Raw genomic sequence first — 23,998 nt, forward strand, 5'->3', positions numbered from 1 at the left:
GCCGCACGGCGCGCCCGGCCGGACCTAGGGTGGGGCCGTGGACGAGGCATGCGTCGAGCCCGTGTCGCCGGAGGCTCCGGCCCTGGCGGGCACCGTGATGATGAGCCAGCAGTGGCGCGACCTCACCTTCCTCCACTGGGCGCTCGACCCCGCCGACGTGGCCCGCCGGATGCCGCCCGGGGTCCGGCCCGACACGTTCCGGGGGCGGACCTACGTCGGGCTCGTCCCGTTCCGCCTGGTCGACGCCGGGGCGGGGCGGGGTCCGGCGGTCCCGTGGCTGGGCACCTTCCTGGAGACCAACGTGCGCCTCTACTCCGTCGACCGCACCGGGCGGCGCGGCGTCGTCTTCCTCGCCCTCGCCGCCGAGCGGGCCGCGGTGGTGCTCGGGGCCCGCTCCGCCCTGGGCCTGCCCTACCGCTGGGCGCGGATGCGCCACCACCGCGACGGCGACGTGCACACCTACGACGCGCGCCTGCGCGGGGCCGGTGCGCGGCCGGCCAGCCACGTCGTCGTACGTGCCGGAGCGCAGCGCGCGCCCACCGACCTCGACCACTTCCTCACCGCCAGGTGGGGACTCCACACGCGGTGGTGGGGACGCACCCTCCACGTCCCCAACCGGCACGAGCCGTGGCCGCTGCACGACGCCGAGGTGCTCGCTCTCGACGACGAGCTGATGGCGTCGCTGGGGCTCCCGGGCCTCGCCTCGCGCCCGCCCGACCACGTGGCCTTCAGTCCCGGCGTGCACGCGGACTTCGCGCTACCGGGCGACGCGGCCCGCCCGCGTCCGCGCTGACGCCTCTTGGCAGGCCGGGCGGGCCGGCGGAAAGATGTGGGACACCGATGTCGAAGCGCGTCGCGCCCGTTCGACGTACGTGCGAGAACACACCGACCCGCACACAGGAGGAGCGATCACGATGCCGCGTTTCATGGGATTCGTCAGGATGGAGGAGAACATCGACATGCCGCCGCAGTCGTTGTTCGACGCGATGGACGTCTTCATCGGCGAGCGGGCCGCCAACGGCTCGTTCCTCGACGGGGGCGGGCTCTACGGCACGGAGGACGCCGTCAACTTCGTCGTCCGCTCGGGCGAGGTGACCCGCGTCGACGGGCCCTACGCCGAGGGCAAGGAGGTGGTCGGCGGCTGGTCGCTGATGGAGTACGCCAGCCTCGAGGAGGCCGTCGCCGACCAGCGCCTCTTCGCCGAGCTGCACGCCAAGCACTGGCCGGACGCCACCGTCGTGGCCACCCTGCGCCAGGTGTCGGAGGGCCCTGAGGCCCCCGGCGACTGAGTCGGGACCGCACTACGCTGGCCGCGTGCCGGCAGGGACGACGTACGACGACCCCTCGGGGCCCCCGGGGCCGGAAGGGGTCGTGATCGCCACGTGGCGGGCCGAGTCGGCCCGCCTCGTCGGCGCCCTCACCCGGATGACGCGCGACGTCGACCTCGCCGAGGACCTCGCGCAGGACGCGCTCGTGGCCGCGCTGGAGCAGTGGCCGGTGTCCGGCGTCCCGGACAACCCGTCGGCGTGGCTGATGACGACGGCGAAGCGCCGCGGCGTCGACCACTTCCGGCGTGCCGACACGCTGCGGCGCAAGGTCGCCGAGCTCGAGCACGCGCGGGGCGGGGAGGAGGCACAGGTGCCCGACCTCGACGACCAGGTCGACCACATCGAGGACGACGTCCTGCGGCTGGTCTTCCTCTCCTGCCACCCCTCGTTGACGCCCGAGTCGCGTGCCGCCCTCACCCTGCGCCTGGTGGGCGGGCTCACCACGGCCGAGATCGCCCGCGGCTTCCTCACCAGCGAGTCGACGCTGGGCCAGCGGATCTCGCGCGCCAAGCGGACGCTCGCCGAGGCCGGCGCCGAGCTCGAGCTGCCCACCGGCGCCGAGCGGACGGCGCGACTCGACGACGTGATGGCCGTGGTCTACCTGATCTTCAACGAGGGCTACACCGCCACCGCCGGCAGCGACTGGATGCGCCCCGACCTGGCGGCCGAGGCCACCCGGCTGGCCCGGATGCTCGCCGACCTCGCCCCCGACGAGCCCGAGGTGCTGGGCCTCCAGGCGCTGCTGGAGCTGCAGGGGTCGCGCACGGCCGCCCGCCTCTCCCCCGACGGCACGCCCGTGCTGCTCGACGACCAGGACCGCACGCAGTGGGACCAGCTGATGGTGCGGCGCGGGCTCGCCGCCCTGCGCGCCGCCTCCCGCCTGGCCGCCGGCGGCGCGCCGGTCGGCCGCTACTTCCTGCAGGCCTCCATCGCCGCCGAGCACGCGAGCGCCGCGCGGGCCGAGGACACCGACTGGACCAGGATCGCGGCGTTGTACGACGTCCTGGCACAGGCGGCGCCCGGACCGGTCGTCGAGGTCAACCGGGCCGTCGCCCACGGACGGGCCCACGGCCCCGCGGCCGGGCTGGCGGTGCTGGCCGCCGTCGACCCGTCGGCGCTGGGCGCCTCACCGCTCCTGCCGAGCGTGCGGGGCGACCTGCTCGAGCTGGCCGGGCGGCACGCCGAGGCGGCCGAGGCGTTCACCCGGGCGGCCTCGCTGACCCGCAACGAGGGTGAGCGCCGGGTGCTGCTGCGGCGGGCCGCGGGCAACGAGGCACGCTCCGCCGAGTGACCCCGGCCCGGCGAGGGCGTTCCGCTGGAGCGCCCACCGGGACATGATGGGACGACCCGGCGTTCGGACGATCGGGCGTTCGGACGATCGGGCGTTCGGACGATCGGGCGTTCGGACGATCCGGGTGGGAGGCGCCATGACGAGCGACGCACCGGTCTCCCGACGCGCGCGCCGACGAGGCCGAGGCCGGTTCGTCCTCGCCGACCTCGCGCGGCTGCTGGCCACCTGGCTGGTCTCCACCCTCCTCCTGTGGCTGGCTGACGCGCTGCTCCCCGACCTCGAGGCCTCCTCACTCGGGAGCCTGGCGGCGGTCGCGGCGGTCAGCGGTGTCGTCGGCTCGCTGGTGCGTCCGCTGCTGGTGGAGGTCGGCGTCCGCCTCGGCTGGCTGACGGTGCTCCCGCTGGCCTTCTGCGCCCAGGGGGTGGTGCTGCACGTCGCGATCCTCCTCGTCCCGGGGATCACCGCGACCTGGCCGGCCGCCTTCTGGGCGAGCTGGGTGTCCGCCGCCGGCGCGACGATCGCGGCCTACGTCCTGACCGCCGGCACCGACGAGTCGCTCACCACCGCCCTCGCCCGTCGGGGCCGGCCGGTGCGGCCGACCGACCCGGAGGTCGACGGCCTGGTCGTCGTCCAGCTCGACGGGGTGCCGTTCCCGGTGCTGCGCTGGGCCGTCCAGGCCGGCGGGGTGCCGACGATCCGCCGGTGGGTGACCACGGGCGCCTACCAGCTCCGCGAGTGGACCCCCCAGCTGCCGTGCACCACCCCGGCCAGCCAGCTCGGCCTGCTGCACGGCACCGTCGCCGGCATCCCGGGCTTCCGGTGGTACGACCGCGAGCTCGGCCGCGTCCTGGTCGCCAACCACCCCGGCGACGCGCGCATCATCGAGGAGCGCGCGAGCGACGGCCGCGGCCTGCTCTGCGAGGACGGCGTCTCGATCTCCAACCTCTTCTCCGGCGACGCGGACAACGCGCTGCTGACGATGAGCCGGGCCAGCCCCCGGGTCGGCTCGGCCCAGACCAGGAGGGCGTTGGCGTGGTTCATGCTCACCCCCACGGGCTTCTCCCGGAGCCTCACCCGCACGCTCGGCCAGGTGGCGAAGGAGCGCTGGCAGGCGCGCGCCCAGGTGCGGCACGACCTGGTGCCCCGCGTCCCCAGGAGCTGGACCTTCGCGCTGCTCCGGTCCGTCACCAACGGCCTGCTGCGCGACCTCAACACCGCGCTGATCGCCGAGGAGATGCAGGCGGGGCGCAAGGTGATCTACGTCGACTACGTCGACTACGACGAGGTCGCGCACCACGCCGGTCTCTTCCGGCACGAGTCCCTGGACGCCCTCGAGGGCCTCGACCGGGTGCTGGGCAACCTGGAGCTGCTCGCCGCGCACGCCGCCCGCCGCTACCGCCTGGTCGTCGTCTCCGACCACGGCCAGGCCCAGGGCCAGCCGTTCGCCGACCGCCACGGCGTGGACCTGCCGACCCTCTGCACCCGGCTGATGGGCGAGGACGTCCACGACTTCGAGGAGACCGACGAGGGCTGGGGCAGGGCCCACGCGCTGGTGCAGGACATCGGTGAGGAGGGCGTCGCGGGCCGGCTCACGGCTCCGGCCCGACGCCGGGTCGAGAGGGAGGGCGAGGACCGCGACGGCAGCCGTGCTCCGGACCGCCCGACCACCCGGCCCGTGGTCCTGGGCTCGGGCAACCTGGGACTGTTCTACGTGCCGGGCCCGACCCGTCAGAGCCTGGACGCGCTCACGGCTCGCTGGCCGCGCCTGCTCCCCGGACTGAGCGAGCACCCGGGCGTGGGGTTCATCGCCGGGATCGACGACCACGGGGTCCCCTGGGCCCACGGCGACGGCGGCCGGGTCGACCTGGCCTCGGGCGCCGTCACCGGCACCGACCCGTTGGCCCGGTTCGGCGAGCACGCCCGGCGGGTGCTGCTGCGGGCGGTGCTCGACCCGCGGGCCCCCGACCTCTACGTCAACAGCTCGGTGGACGACCACACCCTCGACATCGCGGCGTTCGAGGAGCTGGTCGGTGCGCACGGCGGCCTGGGCGGATGGCAGGACAGTGCGGTCCTGCTCGCGCCGCAGGACCTCGCCGCCTCCGTGCCGGAGCGCGTCGAGGGCGCCGAGCAGCTCCACCAGGTCCTCCTGGGGTTCCTCCGGCAGTCCGGCCAGCGCCTCGAGTCCGGGCCGCCGCACCCGGCCGTACCCGGCGGCGAAGGCGTACTTGGCGGGGAAGTCTGACACCTGGAGGGGGTTGCAACGGCCTCCAGGTGTCGGAGTCCCCGCTCGAGCGGGGACTCCGACAGCGCCCGGCTCCGACAGCGCCCGGCTCCGACAGCGCCCGGCTCCGACAGCGCCCGGCTCCGACAGCGCCCGGCTCCGGCAGCGCCCGGCTCCGGCAGCGCCCGACCCGCCCCGGACCCGACCCGACGAGCGAGACGTACGCCCGGGTCAGGTGTCGCCCGCGGGGGACCAGGTCTCCCCGTGCTCGACGGTGATCACCCGGCAGTCCGGCGCCGTGGCCGCGACCTCGGCCTCGAAGGCGGCGAGGGGGCGTTCGAACCAGTCGCCGAAGGTCGTCATCAGCGGGGCGTGCAGGGTGCCCCAGTGCACCGGCAGGGCGTAGCGCGCCCCGGTCGCGGCGCACGCCCGCGCCGCCTGCGCCGGTCCCATGTGGTTGGCCGACAGCCGCGGGCCCCACCCGCCGATCGGCACGATCGCCACGTCCACCCGCTCGGCGCCGGCCAGCGCGGGCAGGTCGGCCATCCCGTCGTACCAGGCGGTGTCCCCCGCCACCCACAGCGTGGTCGCGTCCGAGCGCACCAGGTGCCCGTGCGCCTGGTTGGGACGGTGCGGCATCGGGCGGCCGTGGTGGACGGCGGGCACCAGCCGCACCCGGACGGGGCCGACGTCGGTCCAGTCCTCCGCGCCCTGGCCGAGCAGGCCCTTGCCTCGCAGCCAGGCCGCGTTGCGGCTGCCGGTCAGGACGGGCACTCCCGCCACCATCCGCAGCGACCGGACCTCGGCGTGGTCGAGGTGCAGGTGGGAGAGCAGCACCGCGTCGGGGTCCGCCCACTGCTCGCGACTCGGCGGCACGGCCCTGCGGCGGAGCACGTTGTTGTGGGTGCGCAGCAGGGGGTCGGTCAGCAGCCGGCAGCCCGCGAGGTCGATCACCACCGTCGAGTGGCCCAACCACGTGAGCCTCAGCCGGTCGCCGGACGCGCGCACCTCATCGAGACTAGCCCTCGCCCGGCGGGCCCGCGTACGACGTCATGGGACTCAGCCGTCCGAACCGCGGATCCTCATGACGTCCCGCGTCGTTCGGCGACCAGCGCGACCCGACCTGCCACACGCCCGCGAGCCGCGGCCGGTCAGTCGACGACGTCGCCCGAACGGTCACCTGCCGCGTCGAGTGCAGCGGTCCCGGCCGTGTTGTGGGCGATGCCGACGAGCAGTCGGAGCGTCTCCTCCAGCCAACCGAACGTGACGTAGATCGACACCACGGCGACGAAGGCCCACAGGACCAGCACCGGCGCGGCGTCCGACCCGAGGTTGAGGACGGCGCCCAGGACCGCCATCGCGATGAACAGGATCTTGGCGGTCCCGATCGCGTTGGCGAGGCGCTTCGCGGGCAGCACGTAGGCGTGGCCGGCGTACGGCTCGGCATCGATTCGTGGCGTGGTGGTGTCCCCCATGGCAGCACCGTAGGGGAAGCAAGACGCACGGGCGGACGGAATCGCCGCCACCGACCCGACGGCCGCCGGGGGCGTACGCCCGAGCAGGGCGCCGCGGCCCGCTCGGGCTCGCGACGCCCCCACGTCGGGGCCCAGCGGCGTCATAGCGCGACGAGGCCGGGACCGTGCCGTGGTGACGCGATCCGTGCGGCGCCCTCAGCGCGCCGGACGGGTCGAGGTGCCCACGGTCCGCCCGGCCGTGACGAGGGTGGCGACGACGGCCAGGGCGACGACACCCGCGCTCAGCGCGAGGTAGGCCGGGAGGTCGACGACGGGGACTCCCCAGCCGACGAGCCCGACGCTCGTGCCGAGCACGGCGGGCAGGACGGACACGGTGCCGATGACCCACGCCGCCAGCCCGGTGAGCACCGACTCGGCGCCGGTCATCGCGAGCAGCTGCCGCGGCGTCGCGCCGGTGCGGTGCAGCAGGCGGAACTCCCCGCCGCGGCCGGCCGTGAGCAGCACCAGGGCGTTGAGCGAGCCGAGCCCCACGAAGAGGAGCAGCATCAGGGTGAGGAGCGTCGAGAGGCGCTGGGCGCCCGCGTCGGCACTGGCGGCCGTGGCCACGTGGCGTGCGGTCGGCACGACCTCGACACCGTCGACGCGCACGGCCGCGTCCGCGGACACCAGCGCCAGGTCGGTCGTCGCGTCCACGCCGAGCCCGGCCGGCGTGGCCGGACCGACGATGTGGGGTCCAAGCCCGAGCCCGCGGTCGTACACCGCCACCACGCGCAGGTCCGTCTCGCGACCGTCCGACCGGACCCGGAGCGTGTCGCCCACGCCGGTGCTCGTCTCGAACGAGCTGTCGGAGCTGACGGCCACGGTGCCCGGCTCGGCCAGGTCGGCGAGGTCCCCGCTCACGACGCCGGGGTCCAGCACGGCGCGCTCGACGTCCGGCGGCACGACCAGCAGCCGGGTCGCCTCCCAGGCGAGCGCCTCGGGTCCTTCGTCGTCGACGCGGACCTCGGCCGGGGCGCCCGCGAGGGGGACGACGCCCGTGACGCCGGGGGCGCCGGCGAGGCGCGCGAGCCGGTCGGCGTCCAGGCCCCGGTCGGACGTCGCCACCATGCTGGTGCCGATGGCGTCCCCGAGCTGCCGGGTCGCGGCCTCCTGAAGGGCTCGGTCGACCGTGGTCTGCGTGGTGCCGACCGCCACGACGAGCGCCAGCGGGACGACCACGGCGGTGAGGCGGCGCGAGAATCCGTGCAGGTTGCCGACGGCCAGTCGGGTGCTGGCGCTGCCGCGACCGCCCGACACGGCCGCGGCGCGGCCGAAGGTCCACTCGACCAGCAGCGGGCCGGCCAGCGCGGCGGCACCGATCAGCAGGAACGCCGAGCTGGCGGCGAGGGCGCCGCCCATGGCGCCGGGCAGCACGGCCGGCGTCAGCGCGGCGGACAGCCCTCCGACGGCGGTCACGACCGCGGCGACCCGGCGCACCGGGCCGACCCGGCGCGAGTCCGCCGCGCTGTCGCGTACGGCCGTGGTGGGCGCCGTGCGCAGGGTCTCGCGTGCGGCGAGCCGTCCGGCCAGCAGCGCGGTCGGGACGACGACGAGGACGGCCGCGAGGACGGGGAGCGGCGAGAGGCTCGAGGTGTACCCGGCGTCGACGAGTCCCGCGTCCCGCAGCGCCTGGTCCAGCCAGCGGGCGAGGAACATCCCGGGGACCGCGCCGAGCGGCGCGGCGACCGCGCTGAGCAGCAGCAGCTCGGTGGACACCTGGCGGCGCACCTGGCCGCGGGTGGCGCCGACGACGCGCAGCAGGGCGAACTCGTGTCGCCGTCTGCGCAGCGCCAGGGTCGTCGTGGCGGCGACGACGAGGACGACGAGGACGAGCGCGGTGCCGGCGAACGACGTGCCGAGGGCGACCAGCATGCCGCCCTCGGGGCCGGGCAGCCGCAGCCCCGACTCGATGAGCACTCCGGTGACGGTCACGAGGGCCGACGCGAGCCCGACGACCAGTCCGGTCCCGATCGAGCCGGGCAGGTCGGCGCGGGCGCCCGAGGCGGCCAGCCGCAGCGCGCTCATCGGCTCGTCTCCAGCACGCGGGCGTTGACCTGCTCGGCACTCGGCGCGACGAGCGCGTCGACGACCAGGCCGTCGGCCAGCACGAGGACCTGCTCGGCGCTCGCCGCCACCCGGCTGTCGTGGGTGACGACCACGACGGTCTGCTCGAGGTCGCGCGCCGTGCTGCTCAGCAGCTCCAGCACGGCCGCGCCGGTCGCCGAGTCCAGCGCTCCGGTCGGCTCGTCGGCGAAGACGACGGTCGGGCGGGTGATCAGGGCGCGGGCGATCGCCACGCGCTGGGCCTGGCCTCCAGAGAGCTCGCCGGGCCGGCGCTCGAGCAGCCGCCCGAGGTCGGTGCGGGCGAGGAGGTGGTCGGTCCACGCCGGGTCGGGCCGGCGGCCCGCGAGCAGGAGGGGCAGCTCGAGGTTGTCCCGTACGCTCAGGTGGCCGACCAGGTTGTAGGACTGGAAGACGAAGCCGACGTGCTCGCGGCGGAACCGGGTCAGCGCGTCGTCCGACAGGGTGCTGATGTCGTGCCCGCCGACGACGACGCTCCCGCTCGTGGGGCGGTCGAGCCCGGCGGCGCAGTTGAGCAGCGTCGACTTGCCGGAGCCCGACTGGCCGACGATCGCGGTGAGCGATCCCGCCTTCAGCGTGAGGGAGATGCCGCGGAGGGCCGGGGTCGGTTCGGGACCGCTGTCGTAGCTCTTGTGCAGGTCGTGCAGCTCGATCGCGGTCCCCGTGCGTGGGGGTGTCGTGACGGTCATGGCGGTGCTCCATCGGTGCGGTGGGTGGTGACCACCACGCTAGGAACAACACCGCGCGGCCACGAGCCGCGCAGGATGCAACTTCCGGGCTTGCACCTTTGGGTGCAAGCCTCAGCCGTCGACCTCGACCACACCGTTCTGATAGGCCCACACGACCGCCTGCAGCCGCGACTTCACGCCCAGCTTGGGCAGCATCCGGGCGAGGTGCGACTTCACCGTCGAGGTCTCCACCACCAGCGTGCGGGCGACCTCGTCGTTCGACATCCCCTGCGCCAGGAGCAGCAGGATGTCGAGCTCGCGCGGGGTCAGCAGGTCGGTGGCACGGGCGGCGACGACCGGCTGGGTGCGTCGCCGGGTGACCATCTCGGCCACGACCCGTCGGGTGAGGCTGTTGTCGAGCGTGCCGTGCCCGCCGGCGACCGCGCGGACGGCGTCGACGACGGTCTCCGGCTCGGCGTCCTTGAGCAGGAACCCCGAGGCGCCCGCCTCGAGCGCACCGAACAGGTAGTCGTCGACGTCGAACGTCGTGATGACCAGCACCGGGATCGGGTCGGCCACGTCCGGGCCGCACAGCTCGGCCGTCGCGGTGATGCCGTCGGTCCCAGGCATCCGGAGGTCCATGCAGACCACGTCGGCGGCGAGGGACCGCGCGGCGTCGACGGCCGCCCGGCCGTCGGCCACCGCGGCCACCACCTCGAGGTCGGGCTCGGCGCCGATCATCGTCGTCAGCCCGGCGCGTACGAGCGGCTGGTCGTCGGCGACCACCACGCGGATCACGGCGTCGCTCACCGGTCCTCCTCCTCGCGCGGCACGGTCAGGGTGACCACGAAGCCGCCGTCGGGCGTCGGGCCGGTGACGAGGTCGGACCCGGTGAGCTCGGCCCGCTCGCGCATCCCGAGGATGCCGAACCCCCCACCACCACCGGGCAGCGGCGCCGAGGAGGGCGCGACGTTGCGGACGGTGAGGACGAGCGCGGCCGGGGCGCGGGCGTCGACGACGACCTCGCACGCGGCGGCCGGCGCGTGGCGCGCCGCGTTGGCCAGCGCCTCCTGCACCGTGCGGTGCGCCGCCAGCTGGGCCAGCGGCCCGACGTCCAGCTCGGCGAGGCGGTCCGTCGCCGCGCCCAGCACGGTGAGGGTGACGTCGCGACCGGCGGCGCGCGCGTCGCGCACCAGGCGCACCACGCCGTCCAGGGTCTCCGGCTCCACCTCCCGCGCGCCCTCGCCGGTGCCGCCGTCGTCGTCGCGCAGCAGCGCCACGAGCTGGCGCAGGTCCTTGAGCATCGCCGTGCTCTGCTGCCGGACCTGGCGCACCGCCACCTTGGCCCCGGCCGGGTCGGTGTCGATCTGCCGGTCGAGCGCGGCGGTCATCACCGCGATGCCCGAGAGGTGGTGCGCCGCGATGTCGTGCAGCTCGCGCGCCATCGCCGTGCGTTGCCGGGCGACCGCGGCCTGGGTGAGCGCGGCCTGCTCGCCCGCTTGGGCCCGGGCCTGCGCGGCGCGGGCCACGACGGCGTCGCGGCGCGCGACGACGACCGCCCCGACCACCGCGGCGAGCGCCACCGTCCCCGCGCCCTGCGCCACCGCCAGACCCACCGATCCCGTCGTGAGTCCCTCGTCGCGGCTCGCGCGCACGACCTCCCCGAGGGCGAGCAGGATGCCCGCTCCCGCCAGCACCGGCACGGCCCGCCCCCACGCGGTCGTGAGCACCACGGCGTACGCCGCCACGAGCGCCGCGACCGTGGTGACGCCGGTAGCCACCCCCAGCCCCGCGGCTGCCGCCAGCGGCACGATCGCGGAGACCGCGAGGAGCGCCACCGCCGCCGACGTACGCCGTTGGACCAGGCCCCGGAGCAGCACGGCGGCCTGGGCGGTGATGGCGACCAGCCCCACGACGAGGGTGGCGAGCGTCGGTGCCGACTGCCCGTCCAGCGCGCGGGGCGACGAGGCCCCCACCACCCCGACACCGGCGAGGAGGACCAGCGCCACGGCCCACGCACCGACCACCGTCACGGGACGGAGCTGACTTGCCACAGCGGCGAGCCTACCCAGTGCGGCACCCCCCGGACCGGACCGCCCTCCTCGCCCCGTCCGCCCGGGTAGTGAGGGACGGAACGGGTGGTCCGGGGGCCGATTTCCGACCAGACCGTCCCTCACTACCCCGAAACGGGACGAGGCGGGCGGCCGCCGGAGACAACGGAGTCCTGAGCCCCCATGGGCCCAGGACTCCGTCGGTTCTGGTGTCGGCCGGGTGCCGGCCGGGTGGGTCAGGCCTGCTGGCCGAGCGCGAACTGGATGTTGCCCTCCTCGTCCACGCCTCCGTCCAGCACCTTGTCGGCGAGGAACTCCGACGCCGGCCCGTCGACGTAGATCGTGGCTCGGTCCTGCTCGACGACCAAGTCGTCGGCCTCCGCGTGGTCGGCAGGGCTCACGGACAGGGACTGCCCGTCCGCCTCGGTGGCGATGCGGAGCGCGGAGATCTCCGGCACCTCCTCGGCGAGCCTCTTGACGATGTCGGTCACGTTCTCGGTGAGAGCAAGCACGGGCTCTCCTTCCGTAGGGAGAATGTGTCTGCTCCACCCTTGCTCGCACGTGCCGGTCAGGCAAACCGGCAGGTCACGAGGCGCTGTCGAGCACCCGCCGCACCACGCGCCGCCGCAGGGTGGGCGAGGCCACCACCTCGTAGCCGGCCTCGAGGAAGACCTGCACCAGGCCCACCGAGGCCTCGTCCCAGATCACGGTCTTTCCCGCCGGGGGGTCGATCGGGTAGCCCTCCAGGACGCGGGCGCCGGCCTGCTCGCCGTACGCCACGGTGGCAGCGGCGAGCTCGTAGGTCAGTCCCGCACGTCGCCAGCCCTTGCGCACGACGAAGCAGGTGACCGACCAGACCCCCTCGAGGTCGGGGTCCATCCGCATCCAGGCCTGCTTGCGGCTCCACAGCCGGGGGTAGTTCTCCCGCGGCTCCACCGCCACCCACCCGGCCGGCTCGCCGTCGACGTACCCGATCAGCCCGGACGTCGGACCGGCGGTGCCGCAGGCGGTCTGCTCGACCAGCGCGGTGTCCCTCTGCTCCTGGGTGGTGTCGCGCCAGATCCAGCCCGGCACCTTCATGGCCTGGCAACGGCACTTGTGAGCTCCCCCGGTGGCGAACACCGCCTCGACGTCCTCAGCCGTCGCGCGGTTGGCCGGGAGCCAGGTGAAGTCGGGCATGGGCCGACCCTACGACCGGCCGGGCCCGTGCGCGGGACGGATCGGAGACAGGGCGGGCGCCGGCGACGAGACCCTAGGGGAGCGCCTCGACGCGGATCCGGTCGACCAGGAGCACCGCAGGGAGCTCCGGGGCGTCGGTGTCGTGGCCGGGCCAGTCGCCCCCGATCGCCAGGTTGACGAGGAGGAAGAAGGCATGGTCGAACGGCCAGGGGCCGGGGACGTCGGCCGGCGCCACCCGGTGGTGCTCCCGGCCGTCGAGGCGCCACGTGATCCCGGACCGGTCCCAGACGACGGCGTAGTCGTGGAAGTCCTCGGACAGGTCCGTGCCTGCGTCCATCGCCGAGCCGATGCCCCCGCCGATCCCGCTGAAGCCCGGGCCGTGGACCGTGCCGTGCGCGCGCCCGGGATCGGCTCCGACGTGCTCCATGACGTCGATCTCGCCACACCCGGGCCAGCCGACCTCGTCGATGTCGGTGCCCAGCATCCAGAAGGCGGGCCACGTGCCGCGGCCACCCGGCACCTTGATGCGCGCCTCGACCCGGCCGTACGTCGTGGCGAAGCCGGTGCGCGTCGTCAGGCGCGCCGAGGTGACCGTGCCGTCGGGCTCGCGTCGCGCCGTGATCGCGAGGTGTCCGGCGCCGTCGAGGGCGGCGTTGGCCACGTCGTCGGTGTAGACCTGTCGCTGCCGATCACCCCAGCCTCCGCCGCCGAGGTCGTGGGTCCACACCCGCGGGTCGGGCCGCTGCCCCGCTGCCCCCGCGAAGTCCTGGACCCACATCGGCCCAGTATGGCGGTCCCGGCGCCCTCACGGGCCGGGGCGGAGCGGCGCGCAACGGCTGCGGCTTCACCCGGACGTCGAGCACTCCAGCTCCGCGATCCGCACCCGGAGACACCGCTCCGCCGTACGCCAGAGGGTGGCGGAGTGCGCGTGGCGGTGCTGGACGGCGGTGCCGGGTCGCGCCCGGTCGCGGCAGGCCTCCTGCTCCTCGGCCCGCGCCGCGAACGAGTCGGCAGCGACGGCCAGCTCACGGACCACCGTGGCCGTCTCGTCGAGAAGAACTGCCGTCATGGCCCCACTCTGCGCGCGTGGACGCCGCACGCGCGGCTGTCGGCGCGAACATCCACCATTTGGTGGGGGCGACGCCGGACGGCCGCGCACCGCCTTCGGGGCGGGTCCGGTGTCGGACCCCGGTGCAAGACTGCAGGCATGACCGCCCTCGACCGTTTCAGCGCGCCCACGCGCGCGTGGTTCGAGGCGTCGTTCGCGAGCCCGACCCCGGCGCAGGAGGGCGCGTGGGACGCCATCGCCGCCGGCAAGCACGCGCTCGTCGTCGCCCCGACCGGCAGCGGCAAGACGCTGAGTGCGTTCCTCCACGCCATCGACCGGCTGCTCAGCACGGAGCGCCCCGACGACAAGACCCGGCGCACCCGCGTCCTCTACATCTCCCCGCTCAAGGCGCTCGGCGTCGACGTCGAGCGCAACCTCCGCGCTCCCCTGACCGGCATCCGCCACACCGCCGAGCGGCTCGAGACCACGGTCCCCGACCTCACGGTCGGCCTGCGCTCCGGCGACACCAGCCCCGCCGAGCGGCGCAAGCTCGGCACCACCCCGCCCGACATCCTGATCACCACGCCCGAGTCGCTGTTCCTGATGCTCACCAGCCAGGCGCGCGAGACGCTGCGTGGCGTCGACACGGTGATCATCGACGAGGTCCACGCCGTCGCCGGCACCAAGCGCGGCGCCCACCTCGGCATCAGCCTCGAGCGCCTCGACGCCCTGCTCGACCGGCCCGCTCAGCGCATCGGCCTCAGCGCGACGGTGCGTCCCCTGGAGGAGGTGGCGCGGTTCCTCGGCGGCACCCAGCCCGTCGAGATCGTCGCCCCGCCGAGCACCAAGGAGTGGGACCTGCGGGTCGTCGTGCCGGTCGAGGACATGACGATGCCCGAGGAGTACGACGAGGAGTCGGGCGACCCGGGTCGCTCGAGCAGCATCTGGCCGCACGTCGAGGAGCACGTCGTCGACCTCGTCGAGCAGCACCGCTCCACGATCGTCTTCGCCAACTCGCGCCGCCTCGCCGAGCGGCTCACCGCGCGGCTCAACGAGATCGCCACCGACCGCGCCGAGCGGGCCGCCGCAGGAGTCGGGGAGGCCGACGGCCGGGAGGCTCCCGGCCACGGACCGCCGGCCCAGGTCATGGCCCAGTCGGGGCAGAGCAGCGGCGCCGGCACGATCATCGCCAAGGCCCACCACGGCTCGGTCTCCAAGGAGCAGCGCGCCGTCATCGAGGACGACCTCAAGCGCGGGCGGCTGCCCTGCGTGGTCGCCACCAGCAGCCTCGAGCTCGGCATCGACATGGGATCGGTCGACCTCGTCGTCCAGATCGAGTCCCCGCCGAGCGTCGCCAGCGCGCTCCAGCGCGTCGGTCGCGCCGGCCACCAGGTCGGCGAGGTCAGCCGCGGCGTGCTGTTCCCCAAGCACCGCGGCGACCTCGCGCAGACCGCCGTGTCGGTCGAGCGGATGCGCTCGGGCGCCATCGAGCGGATGGCGGTGCCGACCAACCCCCTCGACGTCCTCGCCCAGCAGGTCGTCGCCGCCCTCGCGATGGAGGAGTGGCACGTCGACGAGCTGTTCGCCCTCGTCACCCGCTCCGCCTCCTACACCCAGCTCCCCCGCTCGGCGTTCGACGCCACCCTCGACCTGCTGAGCGGGCGCTACCCCAGCGAGGAGTTCGCCGAGCTGCGCCCCCGCATCGTGTGGGACCGGGTGACCGACAAGCTCAGCGGACGCCCCGGCGCCCAGCGGCTCGCCGTCACCAGCGGCGGCACCATCCCCGACCGCGGGCTGTTCGGCGTCTTCCTCGTCGGCGAGAAGGCCAGCCGGGTCGGCGAGCTCGACGAGGAGATGGTCTACGAGTCGCGCGTGGGCGACGTCTTCGCCCTCGGCGCCACCAGCTGGCGCATCGAGGACATCACCCACGACCGCGTGCTCGTGACGCCGGCGCCCGGCATCCCGGGCCGCCTGCCGTTCTGGAAGGGCGACGCCCTCGGCCGCCCCGCCGAGCTCGGCGCGGCCGTCGGCGCGTTCACCCGCGAGCTGGCCGCCAAGCCGGCGGCCGCGGCGATCGCGAGTGTCCGCGAACGGGGCCTCGACGTCAACGCGGCCACCAACCTCGTCACCTACCTCGGCGAGCAGCGCGAGGCCACGCAGGTCGTGCCCAACGACGCCCAGATCGTGGTCGAGCGGTTCCGCGACGAGCTCGGCGACTGGCGCCTGGTCGTCCACTCCCCCTACGGCACCCCGGTCCACGCCCCCTGGGCGCTGGCCATCAACGCCCGGCTGCGTGAGCGCTTCGACATCGACGGCCAGGCGGTCGCCTCCGACGACGGCATCGTCATCCGCATCCCCGACACCGACGCCGAGCCGCCCACCGGCGAGGTCATCGTCTTCGAGCCCGAGGAGATCGAGCAGCTCGTCACCCAGGAGGTCGGCGGGTCGGCGCTGTTCGCCAGCCGCTTCCGCGAGTGCGCCGCCCGCGCCCTGCTGCTCCCCCGCCGCGACCCGGGACGGCGCAGCCCCCTGTGGCAGCAGCGCCAGCGCAGCGCCCAGCTCCTCGAGGTCGCGAGCCGCTACCCCGCGTTCCCCATCGTGCTGGAGGCCGTGCGCGAGTGCCTGCAGGACGTCTACGACCTGCCCGCCCTGGTCACGCTGCTGGGTCGCGTGCAGCGGCGCGAGGTCACCGTCCTCGACGTCGCGACCACCCAGCCCAGCCCGTTCGCCCGCAGCCTGCTCTTCGGCTACGTCGCGCAGTTCGTCTACGAGGGCGACTCCCCCATCGCCGAGCGCCGCGCCGCCGCGCTGTCCCTCGACCAGGGTCTGCTGGCCGAGCTGCTCGGCCGGGCCGAGCTGCGCGAGCTGCTCGACCCGGAGGTGCTGACCGAGGTCGAGTCCGAGCTCCAGTGGCTCGCCCCCGACCGTCGCGCCCGCGACGCCGAGGCCGTCGCCGACCTGCTGCGCCTGGTCGGGCCGCTGTCGACCGACGAGATCCGGGCGAGGTCGGTCGACGGCGCCGACGTCGAGGCGTGGCTGGCCTCCCTCGACCGCCGGGTCGCGCTGGTCCGGATGGCCGGGGAGGACCGGTGGACCGCGATCGAGGACATCGGCCGGCTGCGCGACGGCCTCGGCGTGCCCGTCCCCGTCGGCACCCCCGAGGCGTTCCTCCAGCTGCCCGACGACCCGCTCGGCGACCTCGTCTCGCGCTACGCCCGCAGCCACGGCCCGTTCACCACCGCCGAGGTCGCCACCCGGCTCGGGCTGGGCGAGGCGGTCGCGCGACAGACCCTCCAGCGGCTCGCGCACCGCGGGCGGGTGCTCGACGGCGAGTTCCGGCCCTCGGGATCGGGCACCGAGTGGTGCGACGCCGAGGTGCTGCGCAAGCTGCGTCGCCGCTCGCTCGCCCGCCTGCGCCAGGAGATCGAGCCGGTCGGCCACGACGCGGTCGCCCGCTTCCTGCCCGCGTGGCAGCGGGTGGGCGGCTCGCTGCGCGGGGTCGACGGGGTCGTCGCCGCCATCGACCAGCTGGCCGGCTGTCCCGTCCCCGCCAGCGCCCTCGAGCCGCTGGTCCTCGCGGCCCGCGTCCGCGACTACGAGCCGTCGATGCTCGACGAGCTCACCGCCTCCGGAGAGGTCATCTGGACCGGCCACGCGCCACTGCCGGGCAGCGACGGCTGGGTCAGCCTCCACCTCGCCGACCAGGCGCACCTGACCCTGCCCGAGGTCGAGGGCGACGAGCCCGACGGCCTCCAGCGGGCCGTCCTCGACGCGCTCGACCCGGGAGGGGCCTGGTTCTTCCGCCAGCTCGCCGACCGGGTCGGCTCCACCACCGACGCCGAGCTCAGCACCGCCCTGTGGGAGCTGGTGTGGAAGGGCCTGGTCACCAACGACACGCTCGCCCCGCTGCGTGCGCTCGTCCGCAGCGGCACGCCCTCCCACCGCACCCGGCGTACGCCACCGCGGATGGGGCGCACGACCCGGGGCCGGATGCCGGTGCGCACCGGCCCGCCCGAGACCGCCGGCCGCTGGGCGCTGCTTCCCGAGCGCGACGGCGACCCGACCCGACGCGCGCACGCCCGCGCCGAGCACCTCCTCGAGCGGCACGGCGTCGTCACCCGCGGCGCCGTCGTCAGCGAGCGCGTGGCGGGCGGCTTCGCGGGTGTCTACAAGGTGCTCAGCGCCTTCGAGGACACCGGCCGCTGCCGCCGCGGCTACTTCGTCGAGGGCCTGGGGGCCGCGCAGTTCGGCACCGCCGGCGCGATCGACCGGCTGCGCACCTTCGCCGAGCCCGACAGCGCCAGGGCCGGCACCAAGCCGACCGTCGTCGCCCTCGCGGCCACCGATCCGGCCAACGTCTACGGCGCCGCCCTGCCGTGGCCCGACGCCGGCGACCCCCAGCGCGCCGGGCACCGGCCCGGCCGCAAGGCCGGCGCCCTGGTCGTGCTCGTCGACGGCGCGCTGACCGTCTACGTGGAGCGTGGCGGCCGCACGTTGCTCACCTGGAGCGACGACCTCGACGTGCTCGGTCCCGCGATGGCCGCTCTGGCCGAGGCCGCCCGCCGTGGCGCGCTCGGCCGGCTCACCGTGGAGAAGGCCGACGGGCAGGCGCTCATCGGCAGCGGCGGAGAGACCCCGATCCGGCTGGCGCTGACGGCGGCGGGGTTCGTGGCGACGCCGAAGGGGTTGAGGCTGCGTGCCTGAGGGCGACACCGTCTACCGGGCCGCGGCCAGGCTCGACCGCGCGCTCACGGGCCACCGGCTCACGCTCACCGACTTCCGCGTGCCGGCCTTCGCCACCGTCGACCTCCGCGAGGGCACCGTCATCCGCACCCTGTCGCGCGGCAAGCACCTGCTCACCCGCGTCGACCACGAGCGCGCCTGGACGATCCACACGCACCTCAAGATGGAGGGCTCGTGGCACGTCTACCCCACCGGTGAGCGGTGGCGACGTCCCGACGCCCAGGTCCGCCTGGTGCTGGGCATCGCGGGCCGCACGGCCGTCGGCTTCCAGCTCGGCGTCGTCGAGCTGGTGCCGCGCGAGCAGGAGGCCGGGCTCGTGGCGCACCTCGGCCCCGACCTGCTCGGGCCCGACTGGGACGTCGACCGTGCCCTGGCCAACCTGCGCTCCCAGCCGGCTCGCGCGATCGGCGAGGCGCTGCTCGACCAGCGCAACCTGGCGGGCATCGGCAACATGTACATGGCCGAGCTGTGCTTCACGATGGGTGTCAACCCCGCCGACGCCGTGGCGACGGTCGACCAGCTCCCCCGGCTCGTGCGCCGCGGCCAGCAGATGCTCCAGGCCAACAAGGAGCGGGCGATCCAGACCACGACCGGCGACCTCCGTCCCCGGGAGCGGATGTGGGTCTACCGGCGCGACCGCTCGCCGTGTCGGCGCTGCGGCGCGCCGATCGCGGTCGCGATGCTCGGCGACCCGGGGCGTGAGCGGGCCGCCTACTGGTGCCCGAGCTGCCAGCCCGCGCGATGAGCCGGGTCAGGCGGCGGAGGCCACCACGTCGCGGGCCGGGCGGGCGCTGACGACCATGCCGAGGGCCGCCTCCTCGATCGAGACCGCGTCGGCGACCTCGCGCAGCACGTCCGACAGCGGCAGGTCCATCGCCTGGCACAGCGACGCCAGGAGCTCGGACGACGCCTCCTTCTGGCCCCGCTCGATCTCGGAGATGTAGCCCAGGCTGACGCGAGCCTCGGCCGACAGCTCCCGCAGGGTCATCCCGCGCTGCATCCGCGCACGCCGGAGCACGTCGCCGAGCAGTCGTCGGAAGAGCACCATGCGTGAGTCCTTGCTCTCGGAGTTGCGTGGGTGAGGAAGTCTCTGCCCCAACGCTACCCGAGGGCCCCTTCTTCCCGACCGGTTACCCGCACTTCGACGCCGATCAGGACCTCAGCTGGTCCGCCAGGAGCGCCAGGACCGCGTCGCACGTGGCCTCGCGGATCGCCGCCCGGTCGCCGTCGAGGCCCAGCAGGCGCGCCGTCGACCCGTCCGGACCGGCCACCGCCACCCAGACCGTCCCGACCGGCCGGCCCTCCTGCTCGTCGGGCCCGGCGACCCCGGTGGTGGCCAGGCCCCACGTGGTCGCGAGGCGGTCGCGCACGCCGCTCGCCATCGCGAGCGCGCACTCCTGGGACACCACGCCGTGCTCCTCGACCACCGCGGCGGGGATGCCGAGCGTCGCGACCTTGACCCTCGTGGCGTATGACACCACTCCCCCGACGAAGCCGCGTGACGCGCCCGGCACGTCCGTCAGCCGCGCCGCCAGCAGCCCGCCGGTCAGCGACTCGGCCGTCGCGAGGGTCTCGTCGCGCCGCGCCAGGGACGCCAGGACGCGCGCGGCGGTGTCGCCTGCCCGATCCCCTGACCACATGTCGGCGAGACTAGCCGCATGGCACTTCCCATCGAGGACTACGCACTCATCGGCGACCGCGGCACGGCCGCTCTGGTGGGCAAGGACGGCTCGATCGACTGGCTCTGCCTGCCGCGCTTCGACTCCCCCGCGTGCTTCGCGGCGCTGCTGGGCACCGAGGACAACGGCCGGTGGCTGCTGGCTCCGGCCGACGAGGTCGTCGCCACCAGCAGGCGCTACGTCGACGGCACCGCGGTGCTCGAGACGACGTTCACCACCGCGGACGGCGAGGTGGTGCTGCTCGACGCGATGCCGGCCCGCGACGGCCGCGCGGACGTCGTACGCCGCCTGACGTGCACCCGCGGCACGGTGCGGATCCGCCACGACTGGGTGGTGCGCACCGACTACGGCCAGGTGCGGCCGTGGGTGAGCCGCGAGAGCGCGCACGGCAGTGAGCTGGTGGTGGCGGTCGCGGGTCCCGACAAGCTCGTCCTCCGGGGGCCCCACCTGCCCCGGGGCCACGACGGCCGCCACAGCGACGAGTTCGACCTCTCGGCCGGCGACGAGGTGACGTTCTCCACCACCTGGGTGCACTCGTGGAACGACGTGCCCGAGCCCCTGGACTTCGATCGGCGCATCGCCGCCACGATCGCCGACCAGCGTGCCTGGTCCGACCACGCGCCCGGCGACGTCGCGCACGCCGACCTGGTGCAGCGCAGCCTGCTCACGCTGCTGCTCATGACGCACGACGAGACGGGCGGGATCGTCGCCGCCCCGACCACCTCGCTCCCCGAGCACTTCGGCGGCGAGCGCAACTGGGACTACCGCTTCTGCTGGTTGCGCGACGCGGCCCTCACCCTGGAGTCGCTGCTCGGGGCCGGATACCCCGACGAGGCGCTCCAGTGGCGTGACTGGCTGCTGCGGGCAGTGGCCGGCGACCCGGCCGACCTGCAGATCATGTATGCCGTCGACGGCGGCCGCCAGCTGCCCGAGCGCGAGGTGCCGCACCTGCCGGGGTATGCCGACAGCAGGCCCGTGCGCATCGGCAACGGCGCCGTGTCGCAGCGCCAGAACGACGTGCTGGGCGAGGTGATGATCGCGCTCGAGCTGGCCCGCGAGGCGGGCCTGCCCGAGACGCCCAACTCGTGGGCGCTCCAGCGCGCCCTCGTCGACGAGCTCGCCGAGCACTGGGACGAGCCCGACAACGGCCTGTGGGAGATCCGCGGTCCCCAGCGGCACTTCACGCACTCGCGCGTCATGGTGTGGGTCGCCTTCGACCGCGGCGTGCGGGCGATCGAGCGGCACGGCCTCGACGGCCCGCTGGAGCGGTGGCGCGAGCTGCGCGACCGGGTGCGCGAGGAGGTGCTCGACAAGGGCTTCGACCACCAGCGCGGCACCTTCACCCAGCACTACGACACCACCGAGGTGGACGCGTCGCTGCTCACGATCCCGCTGGTCGGCTTCCTGCCCGGTGACGACCCCCGCGTACTGGGCACGATCGGCGCGGTGCGCGCCGACCTGTCGGTCGACGGCCTCCTCCTGCGCTACCGCACCGAGACGGGGGTCGACGGGATCCCCGGCGACGAGAACCCGTTCCTGGCCTGCTCGTTCTGGCTGGTCTCCGCGCTTGCGGCCGCCGGGCGCCGCGACGAGGCGCACGCGCTGATGGATCGCCTCTGCGCACTGGCCAACGACGTGGGCCTGCTCTCGGAGGAGTACGACGTCGGTCACCGCCGGATGGCGGGCAACTTCCCGCAGGCCTTCAGCCACCTGACCCTCGTGCAAGCGGCCCTCGCCCTGCGCTGAGCAGGACGAGGGCCGCGAGCCGGGACAGGTGGACCGTCAGCTGCGACGGACCTTGACCGTGATGACCTCGCGGGCGCCGCGGACCTTGCGGCTCCCGGCGTACGACACGACGATCTTCTTCTTGCCGGCCTTGGCGAACCGGTCGAGGCGGACGAACGCCTTGCCCTTCTTGAGCTTGACCGTGTACTTCTTGCCACCGACCTTGACCACGACCTTGCCGGTGACGCCGGCGATGCCGAGCGCGGAGGTCTTGATCTTGAGCCGGGTGCGGGTCTCGCCGCGCACGATGCGTCCGGGCTTGGTGCGGACCTTGAGCGCGGCCTTGGCCTTGCGGACGTCGATCGGCAGCGAGAACGTCGTGCCGGTGGTCGGGCCGGTGAAGGTGATCAGCTGCTTGCCGGTCCTGACCTTGCCCTTGAGCTTCACCGACACCGCGGCGGTGCCGTAGTCGTCGTAGACGGCGGTGCCGAGGGTGTTGTTGACGGCCTGCGCGTCGAGCCCCTTGTCGCCGACCTTGACGTCGAGCTTGGCGTCCTTGGGGTCGGTGGGACCGGTCATCGCGAGCGACGACAGCGCGAGCTCCACCTTCTGGCCGAGCCGGTAGAAGCGCGGGGCGCCTGCCGGCCAGGTGACGTTGACGTGCTGCTGGTTGGTGTTCACGGCCAGCGGAGCCTTCGCGGCGAACTGGGCCATGTAGTCGACCATGGCCTGCAGGTCGACCTTGCCGGTGTCGCGCTTGGCCGTGGCCTGGTTGAAGGCGCGGAAGTTGTCGCCACCGCCCGCGAGGAACGAGTTGGCCGTCACCGAGTACTGCGTGGCGGGCTCGATCAGCTTGCCGTCGAGCCACATGCCGGTGACGCGGTCACCCTCGGCACGGGTGGGGTCGTAGGTGGCGAAGAAGCCCTTCGACACGCCCAGGCGCAGGAACGGCCGGGTCGGGACCGGGCCACCCGGGTTGGTCTGCCACTGCTGCTCGAGCAGCGTCTTGATCTGCGCGCCCGTCATCTTCATGTTGACCAGCGTGTTGGCGAACGACTGGACGTTGGCCGCCTGCTTGTAGGTCAGCTTGGCGGGGAAGCCGCCGGCCACGCCGCGCATGTCGTCGCGCAGGCCGCCGGGGTTCATGAACGCGATCTGCGCCGCTCCCGCCTCGGGCGTGGACGTGGCCCAGCGCTGGACCTCGGCGACCAGGTTGCTGAGGGTGGACTCGCCGCCCCGGTTCTCGGTGCCGCTCGCCAGGCGTGCCCGGTCGAACGCCCCCGCGACGGAGCCGAGCTCGGCGGCGCCGAGCACGTTGCCACGGGCGACGGCGGCGTCGACGGTCTGCTTGACCTCGGCCTTCAGGTCGATCGCGGCCTGCGCGGTGAGCGCGAGCGTGCCGGCAGCGACGACCTCCTGGCTCACGACGCTGACCGCGTCGGTGTCGGGGTCGACGCTGAAGACCAGCTTGTTGAGGTTGGTGCCGTACTGACCGGCCGAGACGACCGGGCGACCGTTGATCGTGTGGTTGTAGGCCAGGTGCGTGTGACCGGAGATGATCGCGCTGACGTCGTTGTCGACCCCGTTGACGATCCGGCCGAACGCGTTGTCGTTGCTCTGGGCGTCGGCCAGCTTGGTCGTCGGAGCGCCCTCGTGGACGAGCAGGATGACGAGGTCGGCGCCGTCCGCCTTGAGGGCGTCGGCCGCGGCGTTGGTCTCGGCGATGATGCTGCTCACCTTGACGTCGGCGATGCCGGTGGGGCTCACGAGCGAGGAGAGCTCCTCGGTGACGCCGCCGATGAAGCCGACCTTCACGCCGCCGACGGTCGTGGTCCAGGTGCCGCCGTCGGAGGCGTCGGCCGGGTCGGGCGTACGCGCGGTGATGTCGGGCAGCGCGTAGGAGCTGTCGGACCTCTTGCGGACGTTGGCGGCGATGTACTGCCACGTCGCCCCGCCGTAGGGGTTGCCGGTGGCGTCGAAGGGCGCCATCACGCGGTTGACGAGGTCGGCGTAGCCGCCGTCGAACTCGTGGTTGCCCGCCGCGGACACGTCGAGGCCGGCCGCGTTGAGGGCGTCGAGGGTGGGCTTGTCCTTCTGGATGAAGGAGTCGAAGGTCGAGGCGCCGATGAGGTCTCCGCCGGCGGCGAAGACGGTCGGGCCCGAGTGGTCGGCCTCGAGCTGGGCGACGGCGCCGGCGAACTGGGCGGCACCCGCCTCGGCGCCGTTGGCGAGCAGTCGACCGTGGAAGTCGTTGGTGGCGAGGATCTGGACGTCCGTCGGCACGGCGTTGGCCGGGGCGGCGGTGGCGACGACCGCGAGCGGTGCTGCGAGCAGCGCCGTCAGGGATGTCGCGAGGGCGAGTCTGCGACCGGTTCGTGATGCTGGCACGAGGGTGTGGCCTTTCGTTCGGTGGGTTGTGAGTCGGGTCACCCTAGCCCTGACGAGTCGATCAGCGCGCGGGAGTCGGTG

At 74.4% G+C, this 23,998-nt stretch carries 20 protein-coding genes; 7 read left to right on the forward strand and 13 right to left on the reverse strand.

From position 1 onward, the window contains the following. The first annotated feature begins 37 nt into the window (after positions 1–37). The 4 genes from AC3X7Z_RS12605 (at position 38) to AC3X7Z_RS12620 (ending at position 4,861) form a co-directional block, all read left to right on the forward strand. Positions 38–793, forward strand: a complete 756-nt coding sequence (locus tag AC3X7Z_RS12605; protein ID WP_241005389.1) for a YqjF family protein — start codon at positions 38–40, stop codon at positions 791–793. A 133-nt stretch (positions 794–926) separates the two neighbouring features. Beyond that, the gene (locus tag AC3X7Z_RS12610; protein ID WP_241005388.1) at positions 927–1,289 is read left to right on the forward strand and encodes a YciI family protein; all 363 of its coding nucleotides are present in this window, start codon (positions 927–929) and stop codon (positions 1,287–1,289) included. A 25-nt stretch (positions 1,290–1,314) separates the two neighbouring features. Next, positions 1,315–2,619 (forward strand): RNA polymerase sigma factor, encoded by a 1,305-nt coding sequence (locus tag AC3X7Z_RS12615; RefSeq protein WP_489976128.1) that lies wholly within the window; start codon positions 1,315–1,317, stop codon positions 2,617–2,619. 136 nt (positions 2,620–2,755) lie between these two features. Further along, positions 2,756–4,861 (forward strand): alkaline phosphatase family protein, encoded by a 2,106-nt coding sequence (locus AC3X7Z_RS12620; RefSeq protein WP_489976129.1) that lies wholly within the window; start codon positions 2,756–2,758, stop codon positions 4,859–4,861. Positions 4,862–5,071: 210 nt separating this feature from the next. On the opposite strand, the gene AC3X7Z_RS12625 is transcribed toward AC3X7Z_RS12620, so the two are convergent. The 10 genes from AC3X7Z_RS12625 to AC3X7Z_RS12670 all read right to left on the reverse strand — a co-directional run bounded on the left by AC3X7Z_RS12625 (position 5,072) and on the right by AC3X7Z_RS12670 (position 13,403). After that, the gene (locus AC3X7Z_RS12625; RefSeq protein WP_489976130.1) at positions 5,072–5,848 is read right to left on the reverse strand and encodes an MBL fold metallo-hydrolase; all 777 of its coding nucleotides are present in this window, start codon (positions 5,846–5,848) and stop codon (positions 5,072–5,074) included. A gap of 143 nt (positions 5,849–5,991) precedes the next feature. Beyond that, positions 5,992–6,315: a hypothetical protein gene (locus AC3X7Z_RS12630; protein WP_489976131.1), complete on the reverse strand. Its 324-nt coding sequence runs from the start codon at positions 6,313–6,315 to the stop codon at positions 5,992–5,994. A gap of 195 nt (positions 6,316–6,510) precedes the next feature. Beyond that, entirely contained in the window at positions 6,511–8,379 is a 1,869-nt protein-coding gene (locus AC3X7Z_RS12635; protein ID WP_489976132.1) for an FtsX-like permease family protein, read from the reverse strand. Further along, entirely contained in the window at positions 8,376–9,125 is a 750-nt protein-coding gene (locus AC3X7Z_RS12640; RefSeq protein WP_489976133.1) for an ABC transporter ATP-binding protein, read from the reverse strand. The genes AC3X7Z_RS12635 and AC3X7Z_RS12640 overlap by 4 nt, the downstream gene beginning before the upstream one ends. 111 nt (positions 9,126–9,236) lie before the next feature. Next, positions 9,237–9,914: a response regulator gene (locus tag AC3X7Z_RS12645; RefSeq protein ID WP_489976134.1), complete on the reverse strand. Its 678-nt coding sequence runs from the start codon at positions 9,912–9,914 to the stop codon at positions 9,237–9,239. Then, a complete protein-coding gene (locus tag AC3X7Z_RS12650) occupies positions 9,911–11,158 on the reverse strand; it encodes a sensor histidine kinase (RefSeq protein WP_489976135.1) in 1,248 nt (415 codons plus the stop codon). Before AC3X7Z_RS12650 ends, AC3X7Z_RS12645 begins: the two co-directional genes overlap by 4 nt. A gap of 233 nt (positions 11,159–11,391) precedes the next feature. After that, positions 11,392–11,667 (reverse strand): Fe-S cluster assembly protein HesB, encoded by a 276-nt coding sequence (locus tag AC3X7Z_RS12655; protein WP_489976136.1) that lies wholly within the window; start codon positions 11,665–11,667, stop codon positions 11,392–11,394. Between the two features lie 73 nt (positions 11,668–11,740). Further along, positions 11,741–12,334, reverse strand: coding sequence for a GNAT family N-acetyltransferase (locus tag AC3X7Z_RS12660; protein ID WP_186341948.1), 594 nt, complete (start codon positions 12,332–12,334; stop codon positions 11,741–11,743). Positions 12,335–12,407: 73 nt separating this feature from the next. After that, complete coding sequence (locus AC3X7Z_RS12665; protein WP_489976137.1) at positions 12,408–13,112, reverse strand: glycoside hydrolase family 16 protein; 705 nt, start codon at positions 13,110–13,112, stop codon at positions 12,408–12,410. A gap of 66 nt (positions 13,113–13,178) precedes the next feature. Then, the gene (locus AC3X7Z_RS12670; RefSeq protein WP_186341946.1) at positions 13,179–13,403 is read right to left on the reverse strand and encodes a hypothetical protein; all 225 of its coding nucleotides are present in this window, start codon (positions 13,401–13,403) and stop codon (positions 13,179–13,181) included. Between the two features lie 138 nt (positions 13,404–13,541). Here AC3X7Z_RS12670 and AC3X7Z_RS12675 point away from each other — a divergent pair, with 138 nt between their 5' ends. Beyond that, complete coding sequence (locus tag AC3X7Z_RS12675; RefSeq protein ID WP_489976138.1) at positions 13,542–18,086, forward strand: ATP-dependent helicase; 4,545 nt, start codon at positions 13,542–13,544, stop codon at positions 18,084–18,086. Next, the gene (locus tag AC3X7Z_RS12680; RefSeq protein ID WP_489976139.1) at positions 18,079–18,870 is read left to right on the forward strand and encodes a DNA-formamidopyrimidine glycosylase family protein; all 792 of its coding nucleotides are present in this window, start codon (positions 18,079–18,081) and stop codon (positions 18,868–18,870) included. Before AC3X7Z_RS12675 ends, AC3X7Z_RS12680 begins: the two co-directional genes overlap by 8 nt. Positions 18,871–18,876: 6 nt before the next feature. On the opposite strand, the gene AC3X7Z_RS12685 is transcribed toward AC3X7Z_RS12680, so the two are convergent. Continuing rightward, positions 18,877–19,173, reverse strand: coding sequence for a helix-turn-helix domain-containing protein (locus tag AC3X7Z_RS12685; protein WP_186341943.1), 297 nt, complete (start codon positions 19,171–19,173; stop codon positions 18,877–18,879). A 103-nt stretch (positions 19,174–19,276) separates the two neighbouring features. Continuing rightward, positions 19,277–19,765 (reverse strand): CinA family protein, encoded by a 489-nt coding sequence (locus AC3X7Z_RS12690; RefSeq protein ID WP_186341942.1) that lies wholly within the window; start codon positions 19,763–19,765, stop codon positions 19,277–19,279. Between the two features lie 18 nt (positions 19,766–19,783). On the opposite strand from AC3X7Z_RS12690, the gene AC3X7Z_RS12695 reads away from it, so the two are divergent. Beyond that, complete coding sequence (locus AC3X7Z_RS12695; RefSeq protein ID WP_489976140.1) at positions 19,784–21,550, forward strand: glycoside hydrolase family 15 protein; 1,767 nt, start codon at positions 19,784–19,786, stop codon at positions 21,548–21,550. A 36-nt stretch (positions 21,551–21,586) separates the two neighbouring features. On the opposite strand, the gene AC3X7Z_RS12700 is transcribed toward AC3X7Z_RS12695, so the two are convergent. Next, on the reverse strand, positions 21,587–23,917 hold the full coding sequence (locus AC3X7Z_RS12700) for a bifunctional metallophosphatase/5'-nucleotidase (protein ID WP_489976141.1): 2,331 nt from the start codon (positions 23,915–23,917) through the stop codon (positions 21,587–21,589). Positions 23,918–23,998: the final 81 nt, after the last annotated feature.

The organism is Nocardioides sp. Z24_21 (assembly GCF_058134345.1).

Coding starts and splice junctions, on each gene's coding strand:
- AC3X7Z_RS12610 (WP_241005388.1), top strand. CDS start 927: ATGGGATTCGTCAGGATGGAGGAGAACATCGACATGCCGCCGCAGTCG.
- AC3X7Z_RS12620 (WP_489976129.1), top strand. CDS start 2,756: ATGACGAGCGACGCACCGGTCTCCCGACGCGCGCGCCGACGAGGCCGA.
- AC3X7Z_RS12630 (WP_489976131.1), bottom strand. CDS start 6,315: ATGGGGGACACCACCACGCCACGAATCGATGCCGAGCCGTACGCCGGC.
- AC3X7Z_RS12635 (WP_489976132.1), bottom strand. CDS start 8,379: ATGAGCGCGCTGCGGCTGGCCGCCTCGGGCGCCCGCGCCGACCTGCCC.
- AC3X7Z_RS12640 (WP_489976133.1), bottom strand. CDS start 9,125: ATGACCGTCACGACACCCCCACGCACGGGGACCGCGATCGAGCTGCAC.
- AC3X7Z_RS12660 (WP_186341948.1), bottom strand. CDS start 12,334: ATGCCCGACTTCACCTGGCTCCCGGCCAACCGCGCGACGGCTGAGGAC.
- AC3X7Z_RS12665 (WP_489976137.1), bottom strand. CDS start 13,112: ATGTGGGTCCAGGACTTCGCGGGGGCAGCGGGGCAGCGGCCCGACCCG.
- AC3X7Z_RS12670 (WP_186341946.1), bottom strand. CDS start 13,403: ATGACGGCAGTTCTTCTCGACGAGACGGCCACGGTGGTCCGTGAGCTG.
- AC3X7Z_RS12675 (WP_489976138.1), top strand. CDS start 13,542: ATGACCGCCCTCGACCGTTTCAGCGCGCCCACGCGCGCGTGGTTCGAG.
- AC3X7Z_RS12685 (WP_186341943.1), bottom strand. CDS start 19,173: ATGGTGCTCTTCCGACGACTGCTCGGCGACGTGCTCCGGCGTGCGCGG.
- AC3X7Z_RS12690 (WP_186341942.1), bottom strand. CDS start 19,765: ATGTGGTCAGGGGATCGGGCAGGCGACACCGCCGCGCGCGTCCTGGCG.
- AC3X7Z_RS12695 (WP_489976140.1), top strand. CDS start 19,784: ATGGCACTTCCCATCGAGGACTACGCACTCATCGGCGACCGCGGCACG.